Source organism: Argonema galeatum A003/A1 (assembly GCF_023333595.1).
Classification (GTDB): Bacteria; Cyanobacteriota; Cyanobacteriia; order Cyanobacteriales; family Aerosakkonemataceae; genus Argonema; species Argonema galeatum.
This window is the reverse complement of sequence record NZ_JAIQZM010000007.1, coordinates 73814-92916: the sequence shown is the minus strand read 5'-3', so window position 1 is coordinate 92916 and position 19103 is coordinate 73814. Positions and strand designations below refer to the sequence as shown.

The 19103-nt window shown below is 47.3% G+C and carries 22 protein-coding genes, 1 tRNA gene and 1 pseudogene; 12 read left to right on the top strand and 12 right to left on the bottom strand.

Features of this window, described 5'->3' with window-relative positions; all coding sequences use genetic code 11:
- The first annotated feature begins 32 nt into the window (after nucleotides 1-32).
- Both LAY41_RS09910 and gshA read left to right on the top strand, forming a co-directional pair.
- A complete protein-coding gene (locus LAY41_RS09910; RefSeq protein ID WP_249096986.1) occupies nucleotides 33-950 on the top strand; it encodes a histone deacetylase family protein in 918 nt (305 codons plus the stop codon).
- A 383-nt stretch (nucleotides 951-1333) separates the two neighbouring features.
- Nucleotides 1334-2473 (top strand): glutamate--cysteine ligase, encoded by a 1140-nt coding sequence (gshA, locus tag LAY41_RS09905; protein WP_249096984.1) that lies wholly within the window; start codon nucleotides 1334-1336, stop codon nucleotides 2471-2473.
- Nucleotides 2474-2535: 62 nt separating this feature from the next.
- Here gshA and LAY41_RS32235 read toward each other — a convergent pair whose 3' ends face one another.
- Nucleotides 2536-2661 (bottom strand): hypothetical protein, encoded by a 126-nt coding sequence (locus LAY41_RS32235; protein ID WP_275974040.1) that lies wholly within the window; start codon nucleotides 2659-2661, stop codon nucleotides 2536-2538.
- Between the two features lie 114 nt (nucleotides 2662-2775).
- On the opposite strand from LAY41_RS32235, the gene LAY41_RS09900 reads away from it, so the two are divergent.
- From LAY41_RS09900 to LAY41_RS09885, 4 genes are all read left to right on the top strand, one after another.
- Nucleotides 2776-3237 carry a tRNA (cytidine(34)-2'-O)-methyltransferase gene (locus LAY41_RS09900; protein WP_249096981.1) on the top strand — a complete coding sequence of 154 codons (462 nt, stop codon included), beginning with the start codon at nucleotides 2776-2778 and terminating at the stop codon, nucleotides 3235-3237.
- Between the two features lie 514 nt (nucleotides 3238-3751).
- On the top strand, nucleotides 3752-3937 hold the full coding sequence (locus tag LAY41_RS09895; protein WP_249096980.1) for a hypothetical protein: 186 nt from the start codon (nucleotides 3752-3754) through the stop codon (nucleotides 3935-3937).
- Between the two features lie 157 nt (nucleotides 3938-4094).
- Entirely contained in the window at nucleotides 4095-6539 is a 2445-nt protein-coding gene (locus tag LAY41_RS09890; RefSeq protein WP_249096978.1) for a peptidoglycan DD-metalloendopeptidase family protein, read from the top strand.
- A gap of 113 nt (nucleotides 6540-6652) precedes the next feature.
- Nucleotides 6653-6726, top strand: a tRNA-Met gene (locus tag LAY41_RS09885).
- 60 nt (nucleotides 6727-6786) lie between these two features.
- On the opposite strand, the gene LAY41_RS09880 is transcribed toward LAY41_RS09885, so the two are convergent.
- A complete protein-coding gene (locus LAY41_RS09880) occupies nucleotides 6787-8874 on the bottom strand; it encodes an amylo-alpha-1,6-glucosidase (protein ID WP_249096976.1) in 2088 nt (695 codons plus the stop codon).
- 147 nt (nucleotides 8875-9021) lie between these two features.
- Between LAY41_RS09880 and LAY41_RS09875 the strand changes: the two genes are divergently transcribed.
- On the top strand, nucleotides 9022-9633 hold the full coding sequence (locus LAY41_RS09875; RefSeq protein ID WP_249069081.1) for a peroxiredoxin: 612 nt from the start codon (nucleotides 9022-9024) through the stop codon (nucleotides 9631-9633).
- Between the two features lie 189 nt (nucleotides 9634-9822).
- Here the strand turns inward: LAY41_RS09875 and LAY41_RS09870 are convergent, their stop codons facing one another.
- The 3 genes and pseudogenes from LAY41_RS09870 to LAY41_RS09865 all read right to left on the bottom strand — a co-directional run bounded on the left by LAY41_RS09870 (nucleotide 9823) and on the right by LAY41_RS09865 (nucleotide 11605).
- On the bottom strand, nucleotides 9823-10422 hold the full coding sequence (locus tag LAY41_RS09870) for a pentapeptide repeat-containing protein (RefSeq protein WP_275974049.1): 600 nt from the start codon (nucleotides 10420-10422) through the stop codon (nucleotides 9823-9825).
- A 33-nt stretch (nucleotides 10423-10455) separates the two neighbouring features.
- Nucleotides 10456-10632: pseudogene (locus tag LAY41_RS32960) on the bottom strand (helix-turn-helix domain-containing protein); the annotation flags it as partial.
- Nucleotides 10633-10774: 142 nt separating this feature from the next.
- The gene (locus LAY41_RS09865; RefSeq protein ID WP_249096973.1) at nucleotides 10775-11605 is read right to left on the bottom strand and encodes a DUF4351 domain-containing protein; all 831 of its coding nucleotides are present in this window, start codon (nucleotides 11603-11605) and stop codon (nucleotides 10775-10777) included.
- 223 nt (nucleotides 11606-11828) lie between these two features.
- Here LAY41_RS09865 and LAY41_RS09860 point away from each other — a divergent pair, with 223 nt between their 5' ends.
- Together LAY41_RS09860 and LAY41_RS09855 are read left to right on the top strand one after the other, a co-directional pair.
- On the top strand, nucleotides 11829-12188 hold the full coding sequence (locus LAY41_RS09860) for a GTPase family protein (RefSeq protein ID WP_249096972.1): 360 nt from the start codon (nucleotides 11829-11831) through the stop codon (nucleotides 12186-12188).
- Nucleotides 12189-12694: 506 nt separating this feature from the next.
- Nucleotides 12695-13243, top strand: a complete 549-nt coding sequence (locus tag LAY41_RS09855) for a peroxiredoxin family protein (RefSeq protein WP_249096970.1) — start codon at nucleotides 12695-12697, stop codon at nucleotides 13241-13243.
- A gap of 74 nt (nucleotides 13244-13317) precedes the next feature.
- Here the strand turns inward: LAY41_RS09855 and LAY41_RS09850 are convergent, their stop codons facing one another.
- From LAY41_RS09850 to LAY41_RS09840, 3 genes are all read right to left on the bottom strand, one after another.
- Complete coding sequence (locus tag LAY41_RS09850; protein WP_249096969.1) at nucleotides 13318-14340, bottom strand: DnaJ C-terminal domain-containing protein; 1023 nt, start codon at nucleotides 14338-14340, stop codon at nucleotides 13318-13320.
- A gap of 200 nt (nucleotides 14341-14540) precedes the next feature.
- Entirely contained in the window at nucleotides 14541-15086 is a 546-nt protein-coding gene (locus tag LAY41_RS09845) for an AAA family ATPase (RefSeq protein WP_249096967.1), read from the bottom strand.
- 176 nt (nucleotides 15087-15262) lie between these two features.
- On the bottom strand, nucleotides 15263-16552 hold the full coding sequence (locus LAY41_RS09840) for a glucose-1-phosphate adenylyltransferase (protein WP_249096966.1): 1290 nt from the start codon (nucleotides 16550-16552) through the stop codon (nucleotides 15263-15265).
- A 159-nt stretch (nucleotides 16553-16711) separates the two neighbouring features.
- Between LAY41_RS09840 and LAY41_RS09835 the strand changes: the two genes are divergently transcribed.
- From LAY41_RS09835 to LAY41_RS09825, 3 genes are all read left to right on the top strand, one after another.
- The gene (locus tag LAY41_RS09835) at nucleotides 16712-17395 is read left to right on the top strand and encodes a Uma2 family endonuclease (protein ID WP_249096965.1); all 684 of its coding nucleotides are present in this window, start codon (nucleotides 16712-16714) and stop codon (nucleotides 17393-17395) included.
- Nucleotides 17396-17471: 76 nt separating this feature from the next.
- Nucleotides 17472-17816 (top strand): hypothetical protein, encoded by a 345-nt coding sequence (locus LAY41_RS09830; RefSeq protein WP_249096964.1) that lies wholly within the window; start codon nucleotides 17472-17474, stop codon nucleotides 17814-17816.
- Nucleotides 17809-18219: a hypothetical protein gene (locus LAY41_RS09825; RefSeq protein ID WP_249096963.1), complete on the top strand. Its 411-nt coding sequence runs from the start codon at nucleotides 17809-17811 to the stop codon at nucleotides 18217-18219. Before LAY41_RS09830 ends, LAY41_RS09825 begins: the two co-directional genes overlap by 8 nt.
- Here LAY41_RS09825 and LAY41_RS09820 read toward each other — a convergent pair.
- From LAY41_RS09820 to LAY41_RS09805, 4 genes are read right to left on the bottom strand one after another with little or no spacing between them, the layout of a single operon-like run.
- Nucleotides 18203-18427: a type II toxin-antitoxin system HicA family toxin gene (locus LAY41_RS09820; protein WP_249096962.1), complete on the bottom strand. Its 225-nt coding sequence runs from the start codon at nucleotides 18425-18427 to the stop codon at nucleotides 18203-18205. The genes LAY41_RS09825 and LAY41_RS09820 overlap by 17 nt on opposite strands.
- Nucleotides 18424-18639, bottom strand: coding sequence for a type II toxin-antitoxin system HicB family antitoxin (locus tag LAY41_RS09815; RefSeq protein ID WP_249096961.1), 216 nt, complete (start codon nucleotides 18637-18639; stop codon nucleotides 18424-18426). The genes LAY41_RS09820 and LAY41_RS09815 overlap by 4 nt, the downstream gene beginning before the upstream one ends.
- Nucleotides 18623-18805, bottom strand: coding sequence for a PIN domain-containing protein (locus tag LAY41_RS09810; protein WP_249096960.1), 183 nt, complete (start codon nucleotides 18803-18805; stop codon nucleotides 18623-18625). Before LAY41_RS09810 ends, LAY41_RS09815 begins: the two co-directional genes overlap by 17 nt.
- On the bottom strand, nucleotides 18802-19053 hold the full coding sequence (locus LAY41_RS09805; protein ID WP_249096959.1) for a hypothetical protein: 252 nt from the start codon (nucleotides 19051-19053) through the stop codon (nucleotides 18802-18804). Before LAY41_RS09805 ends, LAY41_RS09810 begins: the two co-directional genes overlap by 4 nt.
- Between the last annotated feature and the right edge of the window lie 50 nt (nucleotides 19054-19103).

The window sequence follows — 19103 nt, the reverse complement described above, 5'->3', positions numbered from 1 at the left end:
GATTATAGCCAACCTACTTTTACAAATTTGTAATGGACTTGCCGCTGGTATATCACCCAGATTACGTCGCACCGCTTCCAGAAGGGCATCGCTTCCCGATGAGGAAATTTGGGCAACTCTACGAACTGTTGTTAGCCTCTAGCGTCGCCGTACCAGAACAATTCCACACACCCAAACTTCCACGGCCTGAGTGGATAGAATTAGTCCACAGCCACGATTATGTCCGGGCTTACTGCGAAGGAACCCTCGACGCCAAAGCGCAGCGGCGGATCGGATTGCCCTGGAGTCCAGCACTGGTGAATCGTACCTGTGTTGCTGTAGGCGGCACTATCCTCACAGCCGAGCTGGCACTAACTCACGGTTTAGCTTGCAACACCGCTGGAGGAACTCATCACGCCTTTCCCAATTATGGCTCTGGTTTTTGTATTTTTAACGATTTAGCCATTGCTGCCCGCTTTCTCCAAAAAATGGGACTTGTCCGCAAAATTCTGATCGTGGACTTAGATGTTCATCAAGGCGATGGCACAGCATTTATCTTCCAAAATGACAAGAGTGTTTTCACTTTCTCTATGCACTGCGAAGTGAACTTTCCGGGCACTAAGCAACAAAGCGATCTCGATGTTCCTTTACCAGTTGGGATGGAAGACGATGCCTATCTGCAAACTCTGGCCCAGTATCTCCCCGACTTACTTTCCCAGGTAAAGCCGGATTTAGTTTTGTACGATGCTGGGGTTGACCCTCATGCAGGCGATCGCTTAGGTAAATTATGCCTCACCGACACCGGCATATTCCGCCGCGAAATGCAAGTTTTGAGTACCTGCGTCGCCGCTGGCTATCCCGTCGCCTGCGTGATTGGCGGTGGTTATGCGGAGGACCTCAATGGCTTGGTTTATCGACACTCGTTACTTCACCGTGCTGCCACAGCCGTCTACCGCCAGTACTACCTTTAACAAGCGATCGCGAAGTCCTTACCTTACTTAAGGTGGGGATAATCAGGAAAAGATCGATGATAAAATTATTTTGGTGAAATATTCACCCAGACAGCCCAAAACAATATCTACATAATTCATACAACAGGGCTGAAATTAGTTAGGACTTACGCTTTTCGCCCCCCAACCCCCCCAGATTTGGGGAGAACAGGATTCTTCTCCCCCCAAATCTGGGGGGCTGGGGGGGCAAAACCAAGGTTTTTGCGTAAGTGCTGTTAGTCTGACTCGATCGGCTTTTAAATAAAAGAGTTTGGCGATCGGTAATTGGTGATTCTCCCCATCTCCCTTCACCAAGAACCGATCTCCGATGTCCCATTGTCCTATTCCCCAGTAAAGGAGAAACCGTGCTGCTATCTAAAGGCTTTGAAGTTGAAATGTACACTGGGACGCCACAAGGAAATATTGTGGGCCTCTCGGACAAGATTGTGGCAGACCTGGACGGATTTGTGACAGAGCCAGATAGTCGCAATGTGGAATATACTACTGCTCCGTTGTGTTCCTACGATCGATTGTTGTGTGCTTTGGTGCGTCCTCGGCAGCGACTGCGATCGTACTTACAGCGTTTGGGAGACTATACCATCATTCCGGGAAGTACGCTTTCTTTGGGTGGAAGCGATCGCTTTTATCGTTCCGACCCCAATAACCCCTACCACAGCTACATCGAAAACACCTACGGCACCAACGTCGTCACTGCCAGCATCCACATTAATATTGGCATCAGCAATCCAGAAGCTCTGATGCGGGCAATTCGTCTCATTCGCCTGGAAGCACCCCTGTACTTAGCCTTAACTGCTTCTTCCCCATTTCTGGATAGTCGTCCTACGGGATATCACTCCACCCGCTGGGGACTCTTCCCGAAAACCCCCGCCTATGTTCCTCTATTTGAAAGCCACGCTCACTTTATCCGGTGGACAGAAGACCAGCTAGCCGCCGGTACAATGCAAAATGTCCGCCACCTGTGGTCGTCTGTCCGACCGAATGGCAACCGCCGCCCCTACGATCTCAATCGCCTGGAACTGAGAATCTGCGACTTAATTGTAGATCCGATCGGCCTGCTGGCAGTTACAGCTCTCTTAGAAGCTCGTCTGTGGCAACTGATGGCTGACCCCAGTCTCGACCCCCTAGAAAAAAGTCTACTGTCTTCCGAAGACTTAATTGCGATCGCCGATGCCAATGAAGTCGCCGCCGCAAGGCAGAGTCTGGATGCCTCCCTGAGACATTGGCAAGATGGCAGAGAGATTCTGGCACGGGATTGGATTATGGAAATTTACCAGGAAGTCTCGCCTTTTGCCAAAAAACAAGGCTTCGGCTGTTTCCTCTCACCCCTGAAAAAAATTCTGCGAGAAGGCAACACTGCAACTCAGTGGTTAAAACTACACGAGCAAGGTCTGGACACTCGGCGCATTATCGCTCAAGCTATTCAAGCAACGCTTTTGCAAGAACTAGAGCTAGAAGATAAATTGTGCCAGCTTCTAGTAGCCTAGACAACAGGGGCTAGGGAAGTCAAAAGTCACTCATTCAAAAGTCAAAAGAAAGGGGCAATGGGCTAGGGAAAAGGGAAAAAATTCTGCTCCTCTGCCCCTCTGCCCCTCTGCCCCTCTGCCCCTCTGCTCCTCTGCCCCTCTGCCCCTCTGCCCCTCTGCCCCTCTAAAGCATCAGAATATTTAATCAATTAGCTTGTCCAACTTATTATAAAAAATACATATAGGTTGCCTCTGTCCTACGATAGATTTTGAATGAGCGGTGTTACGTTCTAATTGTTTGATTTCGAGTCATTTTAGGTATCATGCCATTTGTTGTCCTGATTAATCCGCAAATTCCACCCAACACTGGCAATATTGCCCGAACTTGCGCTGCAACGGGCACGGCGCTGCATTTAGTAGGGCCGCTGGGCTTTGAAATCAGCGATCGCTACCTCAAACGAGCCGGTTTGGACTACTGGCCCTATGTTGACCTGCACTACCACGAATCCCTGTCAGATTTTCAAGCTTTTCACAAGCAACGCGGGGGGCGATGGATTGGCTTCAGCGCTTCAGGGCGTTGTAGTTATGTTCGCTACCAATTTCAAAATGATGACTGGCTTTTGTTTGGCACAGAAACCAAAGGACTACCACCAGACGTACTGAAAGCTTGTGCGGAAACTGTGTGCATACCCATGACGCAACCGGGAGTTCGCAGCTTGAATCTTTCTGTCAGTGCTGCGATCGGTCTATTTGAGGCCAGACGGCAACTCGGCTACCTGGGATAAATTTTATATTACTTTGTCTAAGAACCCGAAGTGCGATTAATCAACACTGTATCTATATATAAAGATATAAGTCTATTGAGTATCCGGATGGGGCTGATGACCTTACGACTATAGAGGTAGTCAAAAAACCTGCACGCTTATTACCCAGAAGGGCTCAAAATTATGCACCTATCTAAGGAAAGGAATTGGTCTTGCTACGATAAGAAATTTGTATGGCAATCTCGCTTGCCAGCTCCGATTGGATTGATAGATATTATTCAAGTTTACAAAATTTGGTTCTAAATGAACGAAAAAATGTAGTACTTTGTTCAACAATTAGTTCTGTTTGCGCTTGAGTACTTACAGTGATGGCCTATACCGCTCGAAGAGCCTACCGAATTCTACGGTTGTTGTTTAGCTCTTAATTGGTTATATCTGTGTTAAAACCAGCACTGTGTTGCTATCTGGAAGGGTGTGCTACAAACGTCGCAACAAAAAAGATCTGGTTGCCCATATTGTCTTTTCAGGGAAAATCTTGTTTCTTATTGATGGTGTGTCTGAGCTACAACGGGGCCAATGCCGTCGGGCTGATGGTGACGAAGGTGATGCGGAAGTCTGCTGGCGGTTTCGCAGGAGTGCCAAAATCTTCGCTTTGTCAAAGTGTCACAAGGACGACTCCGATCGGCGAAATATGGTGGGCAAATTTTTTAAAGTTTTGTAAACTTGTCTAAAATCAAAAACCAGGGTAACCTTGCCTAAGTATGTTTACCTGAAGCGATCGCGATCGGTTCCGGGAAGTGATCGAAGTCATTGACAGGTAAACGTAGACGGCATCCATCAGGGACAGTTAAACGCTAGTGATCGTAGGAGGTCGTTTTTTGAAACGAGCATTGACGCAAAAAATTAATCCAGCTATTCCTGCCTGTGAGGTAGACAATTCTGCAATGGTGGGACAGCTTAAACCAATTCCACCAGAGGTTAATCGTCGGGCTCGCACCTCTGCTGCCATGATTGGCTTGGCTATCTCAATGGGTGCGTCTAGCCTGTTAATACCACAGCAGAGCGAGAGTGCGATTGCCGCAGAACCTACGGCTAGCAGCGCTTTATCAACAGTTCCCTCAACCACAGCAGAAGTAACGCCAGCAGGATCTCAAGAGGTAAAAGAGATCGCAGCAGCGAGTGCTACAACTCCAGAAGCGATACCAGCAGCAGAAGCAGCAGAAGTTGCCATGCCAAAACCGCTGGTACTGGAACACAAAGCACAAGAATGGCAACCGACTGGAATAGCGACGAGTGCAGCCAAAGAGTATACGGCAACACAAAACATCACGTTAAACCCGTCCCAAAAGGCTTACGAGGTTGAGCCTGGGAATGTAACGCGCAAAATCAGTGGAATTGGTCACGATTTTAAAACTCGCGAGACTGTTGCTACAGAGTCGGAATCTTATAGCGTCGGACAAAATCAATTAGGGCAGTCTGCGACAACAGAAGCATCTACAACTTTGCCGGTCAGCGAATCTGCTACAGCAGCCGGTAATGTAAATAACCTTTTAAAGGCTAAAGAAGCAGTTGCACTCAATCGTCTGAGAGAGTCATCGAACCGTTTGAGAGCCAGTCTGGCGGAGTGGAAGTCTGAGGAGTTAGGAAATACATCGGCTCAACTAGCTGAGCCCTCCGCGCCAGTTGCAGTTCCTTTCCAGTTGAAACCCGTAATTGAACAAGCCCCAGCTTCTGTAGGGGTTTCTAATTGGCAACCTAAAGTGGCAGCTGTTGAGCCAGCAGTAGCCACAGCACCACAAGCTGACTCAGGCAGGGTGAGTGGGGCAGAGGCGTGGTCACCGACCGTCGTGCCCCAGCCAGCGGTATCGGCACCGACAATGGTTTACCAGGTGAAGCCAGGGGATACGGTAGATGCGATCGCTCGCAATTACGGGATCACCGTGACGGCGCTAGCCAAAGCCAACGAGCTAAACAACCCGAATCGCATTCAGATTGCACAAATAATCTCCATTCCCCAATCCCAGTCCGTCGGGGTTACATCCAGTCAGCCAGCCTTAGACTCCTCTGCGTCTGAGCCAGTATCGCCAAATTTTGCGGCTTTGAATCGCTCAAGCGCGTCTTCAAAGCCCAACGTACCGATCGTCACAGCCTTGGCACCAGGTTCCAGCAGAGATGGTATCTCAGTTCCTACTGTGCCGAGTGCGAATTGGACTCCCAGCATGGCTACAGCGTCCGCTTCTAGCTTAGGGACAGACGCCGTTCCGCCAGGGTTCAAGGGTGCCAAATATGAAGTGCCCGAAAACTTATCAAGAACAAAGCAAAGTTCTGGGGCTGGTAATGGGAACGACTTCCAGTTACCCACACCTCCAGGAGAACCCTCTCTGTTTGCCGAGAATGAGCCTAACCAGGGGCCTCAAGCCAATTCAAAACAGGAAAATAATCTCTACGTAGAGCGCTTGCGGACTGAAATTTTGCAACTGCGGGAGCAATATCGACACCAGCAAGGCAGCGATGTATTGCAACGCTTAACGTCAATGCGTCAGCCCTATGCAGCACCAAATGCGACGCCTACGGTCACGCCGCCAGCTCTCACGCCGCCGCCAGCCGTCACGCCGCTGAATTCGTCTCCCGAATCGCGCCCGTCATTGACATCCTCTACTCCCGTCAATCGGGACTATAATCCGAATCGGTATAACGAGGCTTTGCAGGCAGAAATTCAAAGACGATCTGCCAGAGGGCCATCCCAACAGAGTTCAATTCAGATTCCTGTTGCGGAACGTGGTACAGATCCTGCTAAAAGGCAGCAACAGCTGGTCGCTACTGCCCCAATAGGGCCGGAGGCATATCAGCCTTACAACCAACCCGCACCAAGGATGGTGGCTCCAGAGTTACCCGCCCTTCCAGGCCCGGATAACTATCTCCCTGGTGGTTTAAACCAGAACTTGAACGGTTATAACTGGCCAACAAGAGGAGTCCTCACTTCAGGCTTTGGCCGCCGCTGGGGACGAATGCACAAGGGGATTGACATAGCAGCTCCTACTGGAACGCCGATTGTGGCATCTGCTCCTGGCGTCGTGGTCTATGCACGCTGGAACTCTGGTGGCTATGGAAATCTGGTGGACATTAGACACGCTGATGGCAGTCTGACTCGTTATGGTCACAACAGCCGCATTTTCGTGCAAGAGGGGCAAGCGGTTGAGCAAGGTCAACAGATTGCTGCAATGGGCAGTACGGGACACAGTACAGGCCCCCACTGTCACTTTGAGGTGCATCCGCCTGGACAAGGAGCGGTAAATCCGATCGCTTTCCTACCCTCCCGCTGATAGTTTTGGATCTGCGATCGAATTGGGGAGTTGTTTGACTCCCCACTTTTTTTGTCAGGTACTAGCAATTTCTCAAGACTGTATGTTATTCTTGTAAATGTCTTTAAAACTATGGCTCAGTAGCTCAGTTGGTTAGAGCGCGGGACTCATAAGCCTGAGGTCGTTGGTTCAATTCCGACCTGAGCCATTTTTAATAGTGTTGAGTGCTGAGTATTGTAAAACCAGAATCCCAACTCAACACTCAGCACTATCGATCCCAGTGGCGGATAATTTCCGCCACAGACCATGCTTGGGCAAAGGCTCCCTGCGGTGAGTGGGGCGGATCGCCATCAAAAATTTCGGAAACCTCACCCAAGCAAGCTTGTTCCTGGAAGTGGGTAAGCATTGGTTGCCAATCAAAGGGAACGGGTATTTCTGGATAGAAACGTTTCCAAGCAGCGAGAAAAGGGCCGATCAGCCAACTCCAAACGGTGCCCTGATGGTAAGCGCTGTCCCGGTGGATGGGGCCTCCCCCATAGTGACCGATGTAAGCGGGGTCATCGGGGTCGAGGCTGCGTAAACCGTAGGGGGTGAGAAGGCGCGAGCGTGCCACCTGCAATACCTGACGAGCCTGATGCTCCCCAAACCCGCAATGATGCAGCGAAAGTGCCACAACCGCATTCGGACGAATCGCCGGATCGGGGCGTCCATCCGGCTCGATAGTATCGTAAAAGTAGCTTCGATCTTGATTCCAAAACTTTTTCAGCGATGCCTTAACGTCTTCTGCTTGCTGGGCATAGCGTCGAGCTTGGTTACTGAAGCTCTCCTGCTTCTCTGGTGTTTCCCTTGCCAAATGCAGGGCCCACTGCGTCGCCCAACACAAAGCTGAGTACCAGAGGGCGTTGATTTCTACTGGTTTGCCGCGACGAGGCGTGACGGGTTGACCGTCAATCACGACATCCATCCAGGTAAGCGCTACGGCAGGTGCATCCCAACTTAGCAGCCCATCAGTAGCATCGACGAGGATATTGTAAAGAGTACCGCCACAAAAGGCTTTGTAGATCTGCCTCACTACGGGATATTGCTCGGCCAAAAAATCCCAATCCTGGGTTGCTTCCAAGTAAAGTCCCAGTATTTCTATCCACCAAAGTGCAGCATCAATACTGTTGTAGAATGGCTCAGTTCCAGCATCCGGGAAAGCATTGGGAATTAGACCCGACTTACAGTAACGACCGAAGGTTTGCAGCAATCCTTTGGCTAAGTCAAAGCGCTCGGTTGTCAGGGCTAAACCGGGCAGGGCAATGAGGGTATCCCGTCCCCAATCATTAAACCACGGATAACCAGCGATTACGGTAGGGCCAGCAATGGAGGCGCGGTAGACTATAAATCGATCGCCCGCTTGCAGCAACTGACGCCAAATATTGGGGACTTGGTAATTCTCCCGCTCCTCTGCCCCTCTGCTCCTCTGCCCCTCTGCTCCTCTGCCCCTCTGCACAAGCGCCCGCACAGCTTGCTCAAAGTCCTCTGGACTAAGCCGATCGGCCCCTAGAGCGGGCCATCCTACTTGAGCTTCTAGAGTGAGCGCGTCTCCCGGTTGCAGAGTGACTGTTAAGTAGCCTGGACTGTAGAGGTCTTCGTTTGAGGCCAAACCCCGCCGCTTTTCCTCTGGATACTGATAACCCCAATACCACACACCCTCTGGTTGATAGTCACCATCACTCCAGCGCAGCTGCCAAGGCGTCCCCACGCGATCGGGACGAGTCGCTTGCAGGCCGACTTGCCGCTGGCCCAGCAATTGCGAAAAGTCTAATCCTGGTTCGGCTGATTGCTGGTGGTGAAAGTTGCGATCGCCAATCAGCGGTCGCAACCTCAAAATCGCTACTTCTCCACCTTCATAACGATACTGAATCAAAATACTGTTACAGAACTGGGGATTCTCCTCTGCCCCTCTGCCCCTCTGCCCCTCTGCCCCTCTGCTCCTCTGCTCAAGAGCCCCTCTGCCCCCCCGCTCTTGAGCTAATCCATAAGGCATCACCATCCGCCTCGTCAGCTGCCAGTTATCCCCACTCCATACCCATGTGGGTACTGGGTCAATCTCAAAAGAGCGCAGATTGCGATCGCCACGTGGGGCAATTGTCCCATCCCACCAAAAATTCGTTCCTAGCGCCCAGACTTGCCCCCCCACTTCCAGCGTTGCTTCCAAGTGAGACAGCAGCAGGGTACGCCGACTGGGCGGATCGAGAGCAGCAATCAACCAGCCATGATAAGTCCGGGTGCGGGCATCGCTAACCGTGCCGCTGGCAAAACTGCCTAAACCGTTTGTTAGCAGCCATTCTCTTGTATCCAAATCATCCATTGCTACTCAAAATCGTTATGAGTATGATATATTTGTAACAGTTCGTAAATAGTCAGTTGTTGCGCTTACTGGTAAGCCTTAACTTACCTTACCTGCTATTGTGCAAAACTCGATAGACAGTCATTTAAGGATAAGGAGAATCCGTTCATGCCCTTAACTTACGCAGCCGAAGGATGCCTTCGAGTTGGTCAACCTGCTCCCGATTTTACGGCAACGGCTGTGGTCGATCAGGAATTCAAGACGATTAAACTGTCTGACTATCGCGGTAAATATGTAATATTGTTTTTTTATCCGCTTGACTTTACCTTTGTTTGCCCGACTGAAATCACAGCCTTTAGCGATCGCCACAACGAATTCAAAGCAATCAACACCGAAATCCTGGGCGTCTCTGTTGACAGCGAATTTTCCCACTTAGCTTGGATTCAAAGCGATCGCAAATCAGGTGGCGTTGGCGACCTGAATTATCCTCTGGTTTCGGATATCAAGAAAGAAATCAGCGCTGCTTACAACGTTCTCGATCCTGAAGCTGGAGTAGCCCTGCGCGGCTTGTTTATTATCGACAAGCAAGGCATCATTCAGCACGCCACCATCAACAACCTGTCCTTTGGTCGCAGTGTAGAGGAAACTCTAAGAACTCTGAAGGCAATTCAATACGTTCAGGCTCACCCTGATGAAGTTTGCCCCGCCGGTTGGCAACCGGGTGACAAAACAATGACTCCCGACCCAGTAAAGTCCAAAGTTTACTTTGCCTCTGTTTAAATTTAGGTAGATGGCTATCTTCTAGGATAAAATGTCAACCTCAATACTGCAACTTAAATATATAAGGTTGTAGAGTTGGGGTTGACATTTTGTCTTTTTTTTACTTGTAAAGCCAATTTTCACGCTCAAGCCTGTGAGATAGTGCGATCGCGGTTGTAAGCCCCTCCCAAAGTTAGGCTATCTCTAACTCTATCCCTGACTCAAAATATCTAGAAACTCTTGCACAACGCGATCGGGTTCTTCATTACACCTGGTACAGTTGCAACAGTAGATAATGCGAATACCGTGAGTTTCAAAAAGGCGATGTCTGGCGACTCGCTTCGCTACGCGTTCTTGAGCTTTTGCTGTATCGGGATGTGATAATTCCAGAATACCCCATTTGCCTTGATGGAAAATTAGGAAATTGGGTTCTTGATTCTGTCTGCCTTCTGGTGTTGTGAGGCGTGCTTTGGAATTGGGGAAGAAGAGGATGTTGGCCCGATCGAGTGCTTCGGCTATTTTTATTTGTTCTTCGCAGTGGAAATGCAAATCATTCCAGAGATAGATTTTTTCTTCGGGATTAGAGTGAGTTTGGTCATTATCTTCTTCTTGAGATTGTACGATTTCTTCTGAGGAGTCAGTGTTATTATCAGGTAATAATGCTTGCTCTAAATCTTCCTGATATGAGACTGCTTCACTAAAGTAGTTTGTAAATAATAGTCTTGTTCCACTTAGGCTAGCTAAATTTAATGTTGCTCCACTCAGATTAGCACCGTTGAGGTTTACTTCTATTTCCTGAGTTCGATGCAAGTTTATTTGATTTCGTCGCAAGTATCGTTTAAAAACAGACTGTAAATTATTTTTTTTAACCTTTTCGTCAAAAGCGTCTGAGAGTTGTTTCCAAAGTTTAGCAGCAATGGATTTTATATATTCATCATCATACTTGGAGAGTTTAGCAATTTCTTGATAGGAGCATCTGCCTGACCAACATTGTCTAAAGATGATCTGCTGCACGTCGCTTAAGCATTCGCCATTGAGGACAGTTTATGCGATCGCGAGAGCTTCATCAACGGTCATAAGTTAAATTTCCTATAAAATATCGGGTAAAGTTTTAACCAGATGAGGATATATCCCCGACTTCTTGAAGAAGTCGGGGATATGGCTAGGGTTCATTCAACCAATTTACTAAATCTGTTGCTTCTGAAAAATCCAGAAGTGCCTCTCCTAAATTCTCTAATTCTTCTACAGATAAGGTCTGAATTTGGTCTTGCATTTCAGGATCGATCGTACCCAGTCTTCGAGTCAACTGGCGAGTAACGAACGACAGCGCCTCCCGTTGCCGTCCTTCAAGGAGGCCATCTTCGCGAATTTCTTGATAAATGACAGACTCCCGCATAGTTTCCTTCCTAAATAGTTGTCTGATTAAGTTTTTTTCAAATCTCAAACCTGCGAGGACTTGGGTACAAGCAAGTAGATCGGCTTGTCGATCGCGTTCTTCAATTGTAGCAATCCGATTAGCCACTTGCTCTAACAAAGTTCGCGGCGAGTTCGTTTGAGACAATGTCGCCAATGGCAGCAAGCCAGGGACGGATAGCAGTAAAGCGGGGTCTTGTTCCCACAGGCGAATCACCCTATAGCGGTGTAAGGTGTTTTCGTCTGTGTACTCGGATACAAAAGCTTGTTCTGAAGTTGTTTGCTGTAAAAAGATGACTACTTGATTGATGGAACAGGAGTATTGACGCTTGAGCCTGACGTAGTAGTCAAGCATTCTGAATGGGATCGGAGGGTCGGAGTAGGGTAGGGTTTCAAATTCCAGATGTAGAATTTGGTTATCAGCTTGTAAGAAGGCGAGAGAATCAGCGCGGATTGGTTCTTGAATTAGTTCAGTTTTGAGAACCTGAATCGTGGTGGGCCGATCGAGTGGCAGCAGCCATTGGACGAAGGCGGCTGGGAATTTTTCGGCCAGATATTTGCAAGTGTTGTCGTAGGCCAAGAAAGTTCGGTTGAGAAATAGGTATAAATAGTTTCTTAGAGTATGTTAACTCTTAGGCGTATCTTTATAACAGGATGTTTTAGCACGCTCTAGCGAAAGTTACTACTTTTTATCACTTTTTATCACAGTCAAGCTGAAGTGGAGTTGCTACATTAGAGATTATAAGGCAACTGCGATCCAATAATCAAGACGAGTATAAACTCTGCTTAGTGAGGAGCATGATATGGAAATGAAAGAGCCTGATTTGACGGAGGATCAGCTTAAGCTTGTTGAAAAGGAACTTGAAAAGGAACTTGAAAAAAGAGTAAATGAGCGTCAATTTCGTGTTTCTATTGTAGGTCAAACGGGCGTTGGCAAGTCTTCTCTTATAAATGCTTTATTTGGCACTAAGCTGAAGACCGATCCTGTCAAACCATGTACGAAAGAGATAGAAGATATCCCGATTGAGATAAAGCAGGGAAGTACCCTGTATTTTTATGACCTTCCTGGGATTGGAGAGTCAGATGAAGCTGACGAAAAGTATTTGCAAAAGTACAGAGAACATCTTCAATCTTCTGATGTAATCTTATGGGCGATTCACTAGATTTGATATTGTAGATACGATCGCAATTGATGAGATAGAGAAAGAAGGAATCTCTCTGAAGAAGGTTTTAATCAGAGCTATCACTGATTAAGGTGAGTTCGACACCAGGTAAGGCTGAAATCCTTGTCATACCAAATCCGGGTTAATACCAAATCCGGGTTATTTACCCCCTTTATAGTGTGAAGTGTAGGGGTGAAGCATTGCGGCAATAAGTGTATTCCCAAGAGCCAAAGCCTTTCTACCGCAATGCTTCACCCAACTTATGGATAACGGGGGTTTTTATCCCGGATTTGGTATACTACCCCCTTTTTCTTAAAGCCCGCGCAGGCGGGCTTTGTTTGTGTAGCCGCGACTTTAGTCGTCGGGTAAAAAAGGGTTACTAAAGCCGAATGATATCAGACGCCAATTACCTTATAATTTAGTATACCTTGTCCGAAAGAGCCAGGGTTTCTCTGGCAGAGATTTTCAATTCTTTAATTCTGCAATCTTAAATCTCAAATGATATTATGCTGACTTCCACCGACTTTAGCGGTTTAATAAATGAGCGCTTCTTCCGCAATTTTTTACCTATTCCTGCCAGTAATAGCCTGAAACTGCGAGGAATTACCCCAGACTTTGAACTTGCCGATATCACTCACAAACGTCCCGTCAGGCTATCCGATTATAGAGGAAAGCAATCTGTTATAATAGCTTTTACGCGCATCTTTACTGAAAAGCAATACTGCCCTCTTTGCTATCCCCACATAAAAGCATTGAATGAAAACTACGAGCAGTTTAGCGGTCGGGGTGTTGAGATTTTGATGATTACCAGTACAGATAGGCAACAAAGCGAAAAAGTCGTGCAAGACTTAGGCTTGAAAATGCCTTTACTGAGCGATCGGGCCTGTGGGGTTTTTCGTGCGTATGAAGTTGGTCAGGCGTTGGGTGCGCCTTTACCAGGACAGTTTGTGTTAGATAAGCAAGGAAAACTCCGCTTTAAACATTTGTTTTCCTTTCTCTCCCCCAATGCTTCTGTGGAGAAGTTGCTGGAGGTAATAACTCAAGTTGCTAGTTAGTTCGATTGGCTTATGGGTACGTTGTTGCGATGCCGCGCTAAAAGAGCGCTTTAGCGCAACAACGTACCTATGTTCTATAATTTTATTTGCTTTAAATCGCTGCGGGGATTGAAGCTGCGTGCGGTACGGATTTTCTCGTAATACTCGCGATCGATCGGACTGAGGTCTTTCGGGGGTACGATCGCAATTTTCACCATCTGGTCACCCCGTTCAGCTTTGGGTTTGGGCCATCCTTTGCCCCGCAGACGCAGGGATTGACCGGAACGAATTCCGGCGGGAACATTCACCGTTACAGAACCATCGGGGGTTGGGACTTCAATTTGGGCTCCCAACACGGCTTCATCTGGGGTAATTGGCACCTCGCAGACTAGGTTTTCTCCATCAAACTGGAAGAACGAGTGCGGTAACAGTTCCACCGTTAAGTACAAATCCCCTCGCTGCTGGGTGTAGGGACTGACTGCGCCTTTGCCTTTAAGGCGAATGCGGCTACCCGTTTTGGCACCAGGCGGAATCCTCACGTCAACAACTTCCGTACCTAAATCTAAGCGCTTTTGGACACCGTTGAATGCTTCCGATAGGCTGAGGCTAAGGGTTGCTTCTCTATCTACGGCTGTTGCTTGACCTGTCTGATTTTCAAATCCGTCGAAACCATTATAGCCGCTAAAGCCTGTCGGGCCACCCGTGGTGGTGCGGTAGGTGTAAGCGCGACCCCCAGGCGAACGTCCAGGCCCACCAGGGCTTGTGGTGCCAAAGCGACCTAGCAATTCGTTGATAAATTCATCGAAACTACCATACTGACTAAAGTCGAAGCCACTGGGATCGACGCCTGCGCCTCCTCCTCCCGGCGGCCATCCTTGACCGGCTTGTTTCCAGTACTGACCAAATTGGTCATATTTTTTACGTTTGTCTGAGTCTGACAAGACTTCGTAGGCTTCGCTGACTTCCTTGAAGTGAGCTTCGGCTTCTTTGTTGCCTTGGTTCATATCGGGGTGGTATTTGCGTGCCAGTCGGCGGTAAACCTTTTTGATTTCCTCGGCACTAGCGGTCTTGTTTATTCCTAGAACGGCGTAATAGTCTTTGAAGTCGGTCGCTGGCATTAATAAGTCTCCTATAGTAAATATGGGATTTATGTATTTTGTTGAAGCTGTTTAAAGTTTGGTTTTAATGGCAATTACGGGCAGAGCGCTTTTTGATTAAGGCTTTGCCCTAAAGCACAGTTACAGTCGCTTGTAATGTTTGCCAAATGAGTAGATTTGTGCTTGGTGCTGTCGCCGATCGATTTTATATTATAAGACTATCAAATATGGGAGTTAGGTTGGGTTCGGTTATTGCTCATTAACCGGGACGCAATTTCCTGAATCGATACACCCGGATAGTAGGGTAGCAGGCGGTCTAGGCCATCCTCAAGTGTTGGAGGAGCATCGCGAAGTTGCCGATACATCCGAAATATAACATCTTGCGGTACTCGACGCTGGCGACGGCGATTACGTGCCAGACAAAGCCAAACTGGTATATCTAGCCACAACCCGGTGATGTGGGTAAAGCCGATTTGGCGGGAAGAGGCGATCGCTTCAAGTCGGTGTTGGCGAACTGCATTGGTGGCATCGTAAATTGCTGCCTCTGCTTGTCCCAACTGTATTTGCTCGACAGCTTGCTGAAATTGGTGTTGCAACTCCTGCCAAACTAACAGCCAGGGGCCTTGGATAGCTTCATCTCCAAACAGTTTAGCGCGAATGGCGTCTGTGGAGATTAGCAAAGTCTCTTGGCTTTCGGCGACTAGCTTTTGTGCCAGAGAGGATTTACCGCTACCGGGAAGTCCGATGAGGAGAATTAGTCTGGTCAATCGATTTTGGATTTTGGATTTTGGATTTTGGATTGACGGCAATACTGAAAAGGTTTTTTTCTGCTTTACGACTGAAAGTCGGTTGCTCTCTGAGCTTTTTGGTTTTCGGTTATGGCAATTTCAGATTTTAGATTTTAGATTTTGGATTAAAAATCTAAAATCTAAAATCCCAAATTCTAAATCACAGTTCGATCGGGAATGACTGCGTTTTTCAAGACTACAACAATCCCGCTGCGGATGTAGAATCCTTCACTTTCGCGTTCGGCTTCTTGCACTCTGTCTTTGTTGACAATTTGAACATCGCAGCCGATGTGAGCATTTTTGTCAATGATGGCACGACGAATTGTTGAGTTGGCACCTATGCCCTGATAAACGTGGCGGCTTCCGCTGTTGGAGGGCCGTTCGCTAAAGGGTTCGTAGAAGTCTGCCCCCATAATGAGGGTGTCTTCGATCAGGCAACCTGCTTCGATGCGCGATCGCACTCCCAACACTGAGCGATCGATGCGGCATTCTTTGAGGATACAGCCTTCCCCAATCATCGATTCTGTTATGTGACAATCCAACAATTTTGTGGGTGGCAGATAACGGGCGCGAGTATATATGGGGGCAGTTTCGTCGTAGAAGCTGAAAGGTGGTTTGGGCTGCTTGGTTAAAGCTAAGTTTGCTTCATAGAACGACTCTATCGTCCCGATATCTTCCCAATAGCCATCAAATAGGTAGGCTTGAACGTTATAGTCCTTTGCCGACGCGGGGATAATCTCTTTACCAAAATCCGTGCGTTCTAGTGATTCTTTGAGCAACTTAATCAGCACGTCTTTTTTGAAGACATAAATCCCCATTGAGGCAATATAGGGCATTTTCTGGGCTTCTTCTGGCGTTAGCCCCAGAGCGGTGGTATCCACCTGCATCTGTTGGAGGGCGTCGCCTTTGGGTTTTTCGCTGAAGTCAACTACCCTGCCGTTGCCATCGATTTTCATCAAGCCGAAGTCCGAGGCGCGTTTGTCGTCCATCGGCACAACGGAGATGGTGATATCCGCATTGGTGTCCCGGTGACGTTGCCAGAATAGGCGATAGTCCATCCGGTAGAGGTGATCGCCCGACAAGATTATATATTCATCGACATCCCACTCTTCCAACAGCCAGAGATACTGGCGCACTGCATCGGCAGTACCCTGGAACCAGTTGGGGTTTTCGGGTGTTTGTTGGGCGGCTAGTACCTCAACGAACCCGTCGGTGAAACCTGAGAAGTTGTAGGCGCGGGCAATGTGCCGATTGAGGGAAGCTGAGTTAAATTGCGTCAGGACGTAGATTTTGAAGATTTCTGAGTTAATGCAGTTACTGACGGGGATATCGATGAGGCGATATTTCCCTGCTAGGGGTACTGCTGGTTTGGCGCGGAGCTTGGTTAGGGGGTAAAGGCGGGTGCCTGCGCCGCCTCCAAGGATAATGGCTAGAACTCTTTTCACGAAAAACCTCTTAACTGCCGATCGTTCCCAAGTCCAGTTTCGGACTGTGCGGGATCGTTGGCAAGGGGGGGAGAGGGAAGAATTTTTTTATGGGTTTTGGTTTAGTCTAGTATTAATACTATATTTTACTATCAATTGTCAACTGGTTAATAAACAATTATGTTCAAATACGATCCGTTAGCTTGTCTGCCTTCTTCGGAAGAATTACCCTGTTCGGATGATACGCCTGTGGATAACGAGTTACAAATTTTAATTCCCAGTTTGCTGTCGGCGGTTTTAGCTTTGATTTGGCAAGACCGCGAGGATTGGTTTTTTGGCATTAATATGGGAGTTTACTACGATCCTGCTAAATCTGCGATCGTACCTGATGCTTTTCTCAGTTTGGGGGTAGAACGTTTTGTTGGGGAACAGGGAAGGTTGTGTTATGTGCTTTGGGATGAAGATGGAATAGTACCTTCTTTGGTGTTAGAAGTTGTTTCTAAAACTTACAATGCTGAATACGAACAAAAAAAAATTGATTATGCCCAAATGGGAGTATTGTATTACGTAGTTTATGCTCCTACGCGCCAACGTCGGAGAAGACAACGTTTGGAAGTTCATCGCTTGGTTGATGGAGAATATGTTTTACTATCTGGCGATAGAATTTGGATGCCTGAGATTGGTTTGGGGATTGGAAGAGAAAGGGGAACTTATCAGGTTTTTACGCGGGAGTGGTTGTATTGGTATGACGAAAATGGGAATAGATATAAGACGCCGGAAGAAGTGGCGATCGAACGACAACAACAGCTTCAGGCTCTTTTAGCTAAGTTAGAGGAGAGGGGGATAGATCCGAATACGCTGTAAGCGAGTAGGAGTGCGATAGACTTCTTTGAGATCGCACTACTGTTTCTCTTAGATGAACAAACTGGAATAAAACTCAATGCCGGATGAGTCACCTGTAGATCCATTTTTAACACAGCTATGTCAAGGATACACTGAAGCAGAAGTTGCTGAAATAAAGCATTACATAGCTGAGTGGGATGCTTCTACTTATATAAGCGTAGCTCAAAATATACTAGACCATGCTTCCAGAAAAGAATTCGACCCGTTGAAATATGTACGAAAAGCTCATAATTTTAACAAGAAAGGAGCAGTAAGAGTTCCGAAAACAGGATATCGTAGTGGTGGCTCGGCAGTCTATCGTAAAGCTAATGAATATTTAATTGTACGTGCCGATAAATTTGGTATTGAAAAAATAGTTACTTATGGAGTTAACGATGACTGAGGCAAAGATTAATACTCAAAATACTGAAATCACAAGGAACTACATTAGCCATCTATTAGAACAGTTAACAGTCGATTATCAAAACACTAAAGCAGAACGAAAACAAATTGCTTCTCTATCTCCTGTTTCAGAGGAAGAATTTAGCGTTTTAGAAGAAATTGAACTACTAACGGTGGATATCCGAGGCTATGCTAGTCAAATTCAAGCGCGAGGTTGGATTGATAAGGAACAGGAAGCAATTGAGCGATTGCAAAATATACGGGTTTTTGATGGGGGTGCGATCGCGCAATTTAACTTCACAACAAAGGTCGATTACCAGCAAATTAAAGCTTATCTTCGGATGTTGGATTACTTGCGTTTGCTGATGATTGAATATTTGCGATACTTCACAACAGCGTCCTGAATTCCTCCCTTGTAATCTGGCAATCACGCAATATCTGCGCCAGCAAACCAGGGCCTATTGTTTCACCTGAATGTACAGGTACAACAGTTCTACGACCGTCATCATGTACGATAAAATGGTGACTTCCACGCACTCTTGCTACTGCAAAACCCCCTCTTTCAAGTGCTGCAATCACTTCGCTTCCTGTCAGACTTGGCAGTTTGCTCATACCTTAACTGCTACTCTCTGAACGCCAACAAATTCCAGTGACTCCCCTGTATCTTGCTCAACTTCTAAGCAAAGTTCGATCGCTTCTTGAATGCGTTCTATCAGTTCATCCAGTGATTTTGCTTGCGTATGACACCCAGGAAGACTAGGCGCAGAAGCGACAAAATAACCTTCTGAATCTCGCTCAATAATTACATTAAATTCTCTGTTCATTTTCAGCCGATGTTAATTTTTCGTAATTCTCTGACATTTTATCATCTTTTCCAACAGAACAGACAGCCATTTCTTGTGAATCTTCAGATTGAAACTGTCGCCGCAGAGCCACTGATTCACCATTCAAATACCTGATGCAGACATTAGTATCGAGCAAATACTTCATGCCGATCTATTCCAATCGTCAAATACTCCTTCAGAATCGATGACTATAGGGTCATCTTTAAAAGAGCCAAAAGTCTCCTCAAAAAAACCGGGAGGCCAACCTTTTCCCTGTGGGGTATCTGTTTGTGCTGCTGTGACAGGTTGAACGGTAACTGTAACTTCTAAGTCTGTATCAGCTATTCCTACGGGAACGTCTAAGTGCAAGATCCCATCTTCACCGACATGGGAACGTAATTTAATACTCTGCATGGTCGGCTATTTTGTTTGACAGGTATTTTAATTATAGGCGATCGGGCCTC

What these genes read in the sequence shown, in the direction of transcription:
- LAY41_RS09910 (WP_249096986.1), top strand. Translation starts at nt 33, where the DNA reads ATGGACTTGCCGCTGGTATATCACCCAGATTACGTCGCACCGCTTCCA.
- LAY41_RS09835 (WP_249096965.1), top strand. Translation starts at nt 16,712, where the DNA reads ATGTTCAAATACGATCCGTTAGCTTGTCTGCCTTCTTCGGAAGAATTA.
- LAY41_RS09855 (WP_249096970.1), top strand. Translation starts at nt 12,695, where the DNA reads ATGCTGACTTCCACCGACTTTAGCGGTTTAATAAATGAGCGCTTCTTC.
- LAY41_RS09875 (WP_249069081.1), top strand. Translation starts at nt 9,022, where the DNA reads ATGCCCTTAACTTACGCAGCCGAAGGATGCCTTCGAGTTGGTCAACCT.
- LAY41_RS09825 (WP_249096963.1), top strand. Translation starts at nt 17,809, where the DNA reads ATGACTGAGGCAAAGATTAATACTCAAAATACTGAAATCACAAGGAAC.
- LAY41_RS09810 (WP_249096960.1), bottom strand. Translation starts at nt 18,805, where the DNA reads ATGAAGTATTTGCTCGATACTAATGTCTGCATCAGGTATTTGAATGGT.
- LAY41_RS09850 (WP_249096969.1), bottom strand. Translation starts at nt 14,340, where the DNA reads ATGCCAGCGACCGACTTCAAAGACTATTACGCCGTTCTAGGAATAAAC.
- LAY41_RS09830 (WP_249096964.1), top strand. Translation starts at nt 17,472, where the DNA reads ATGCCGGATGAGTCACCTGTAGATCCATTTTTAACACAGCTATGTCAA.
- LAY41_RS09805 (WP_249096959.1), bottom strand. Translation starts at nt 19,053, where the DNA reads ATGCAGAGTATTAAATTACGTTCCCATGTCGGTGAAGATGGGATCTTG.
- LAY41_RS09880 (WP_249096976.1), bottom strand. Translation starts at nt 8,874, where the DNA reads ATGGATGATTTGGATACAAGAGAATGGCTGCTAACAAACGGTTTAGGC.
- LAY41_RS09820 (WP_249096962.1), bottom strand. Translation starts at nt 18,427, where the DNA reads ATGAGCAAACTGCCAAGTCTGACAGGAAGCGAAGTGATTGCAGCACTT.
- LAY41_RS09860 (WP_249096972.1), top strand. Translation starts at nt 11,829, where the DNA reads ATGGAAATGAAAGAGCCTGATTTGACGGAGGATCAGCTTAAGCTTGTT.
- LAY41_RS09815 (WP_249096961.1), bottom strand. Translation starts at nt 18,639, where the DNA reads ATGAACAGAGAATTTAATGTAATTATTGAGCGAGATTCAGAAGGTTAT.
- LAY41_RS09900 (WP_249096981.1), top strand. Translation starts at nt 2,776, where the DNA reads ATGCCATTTGTTGTCCTGATTAATCCGCAAATTCCACCCAACACTGGC.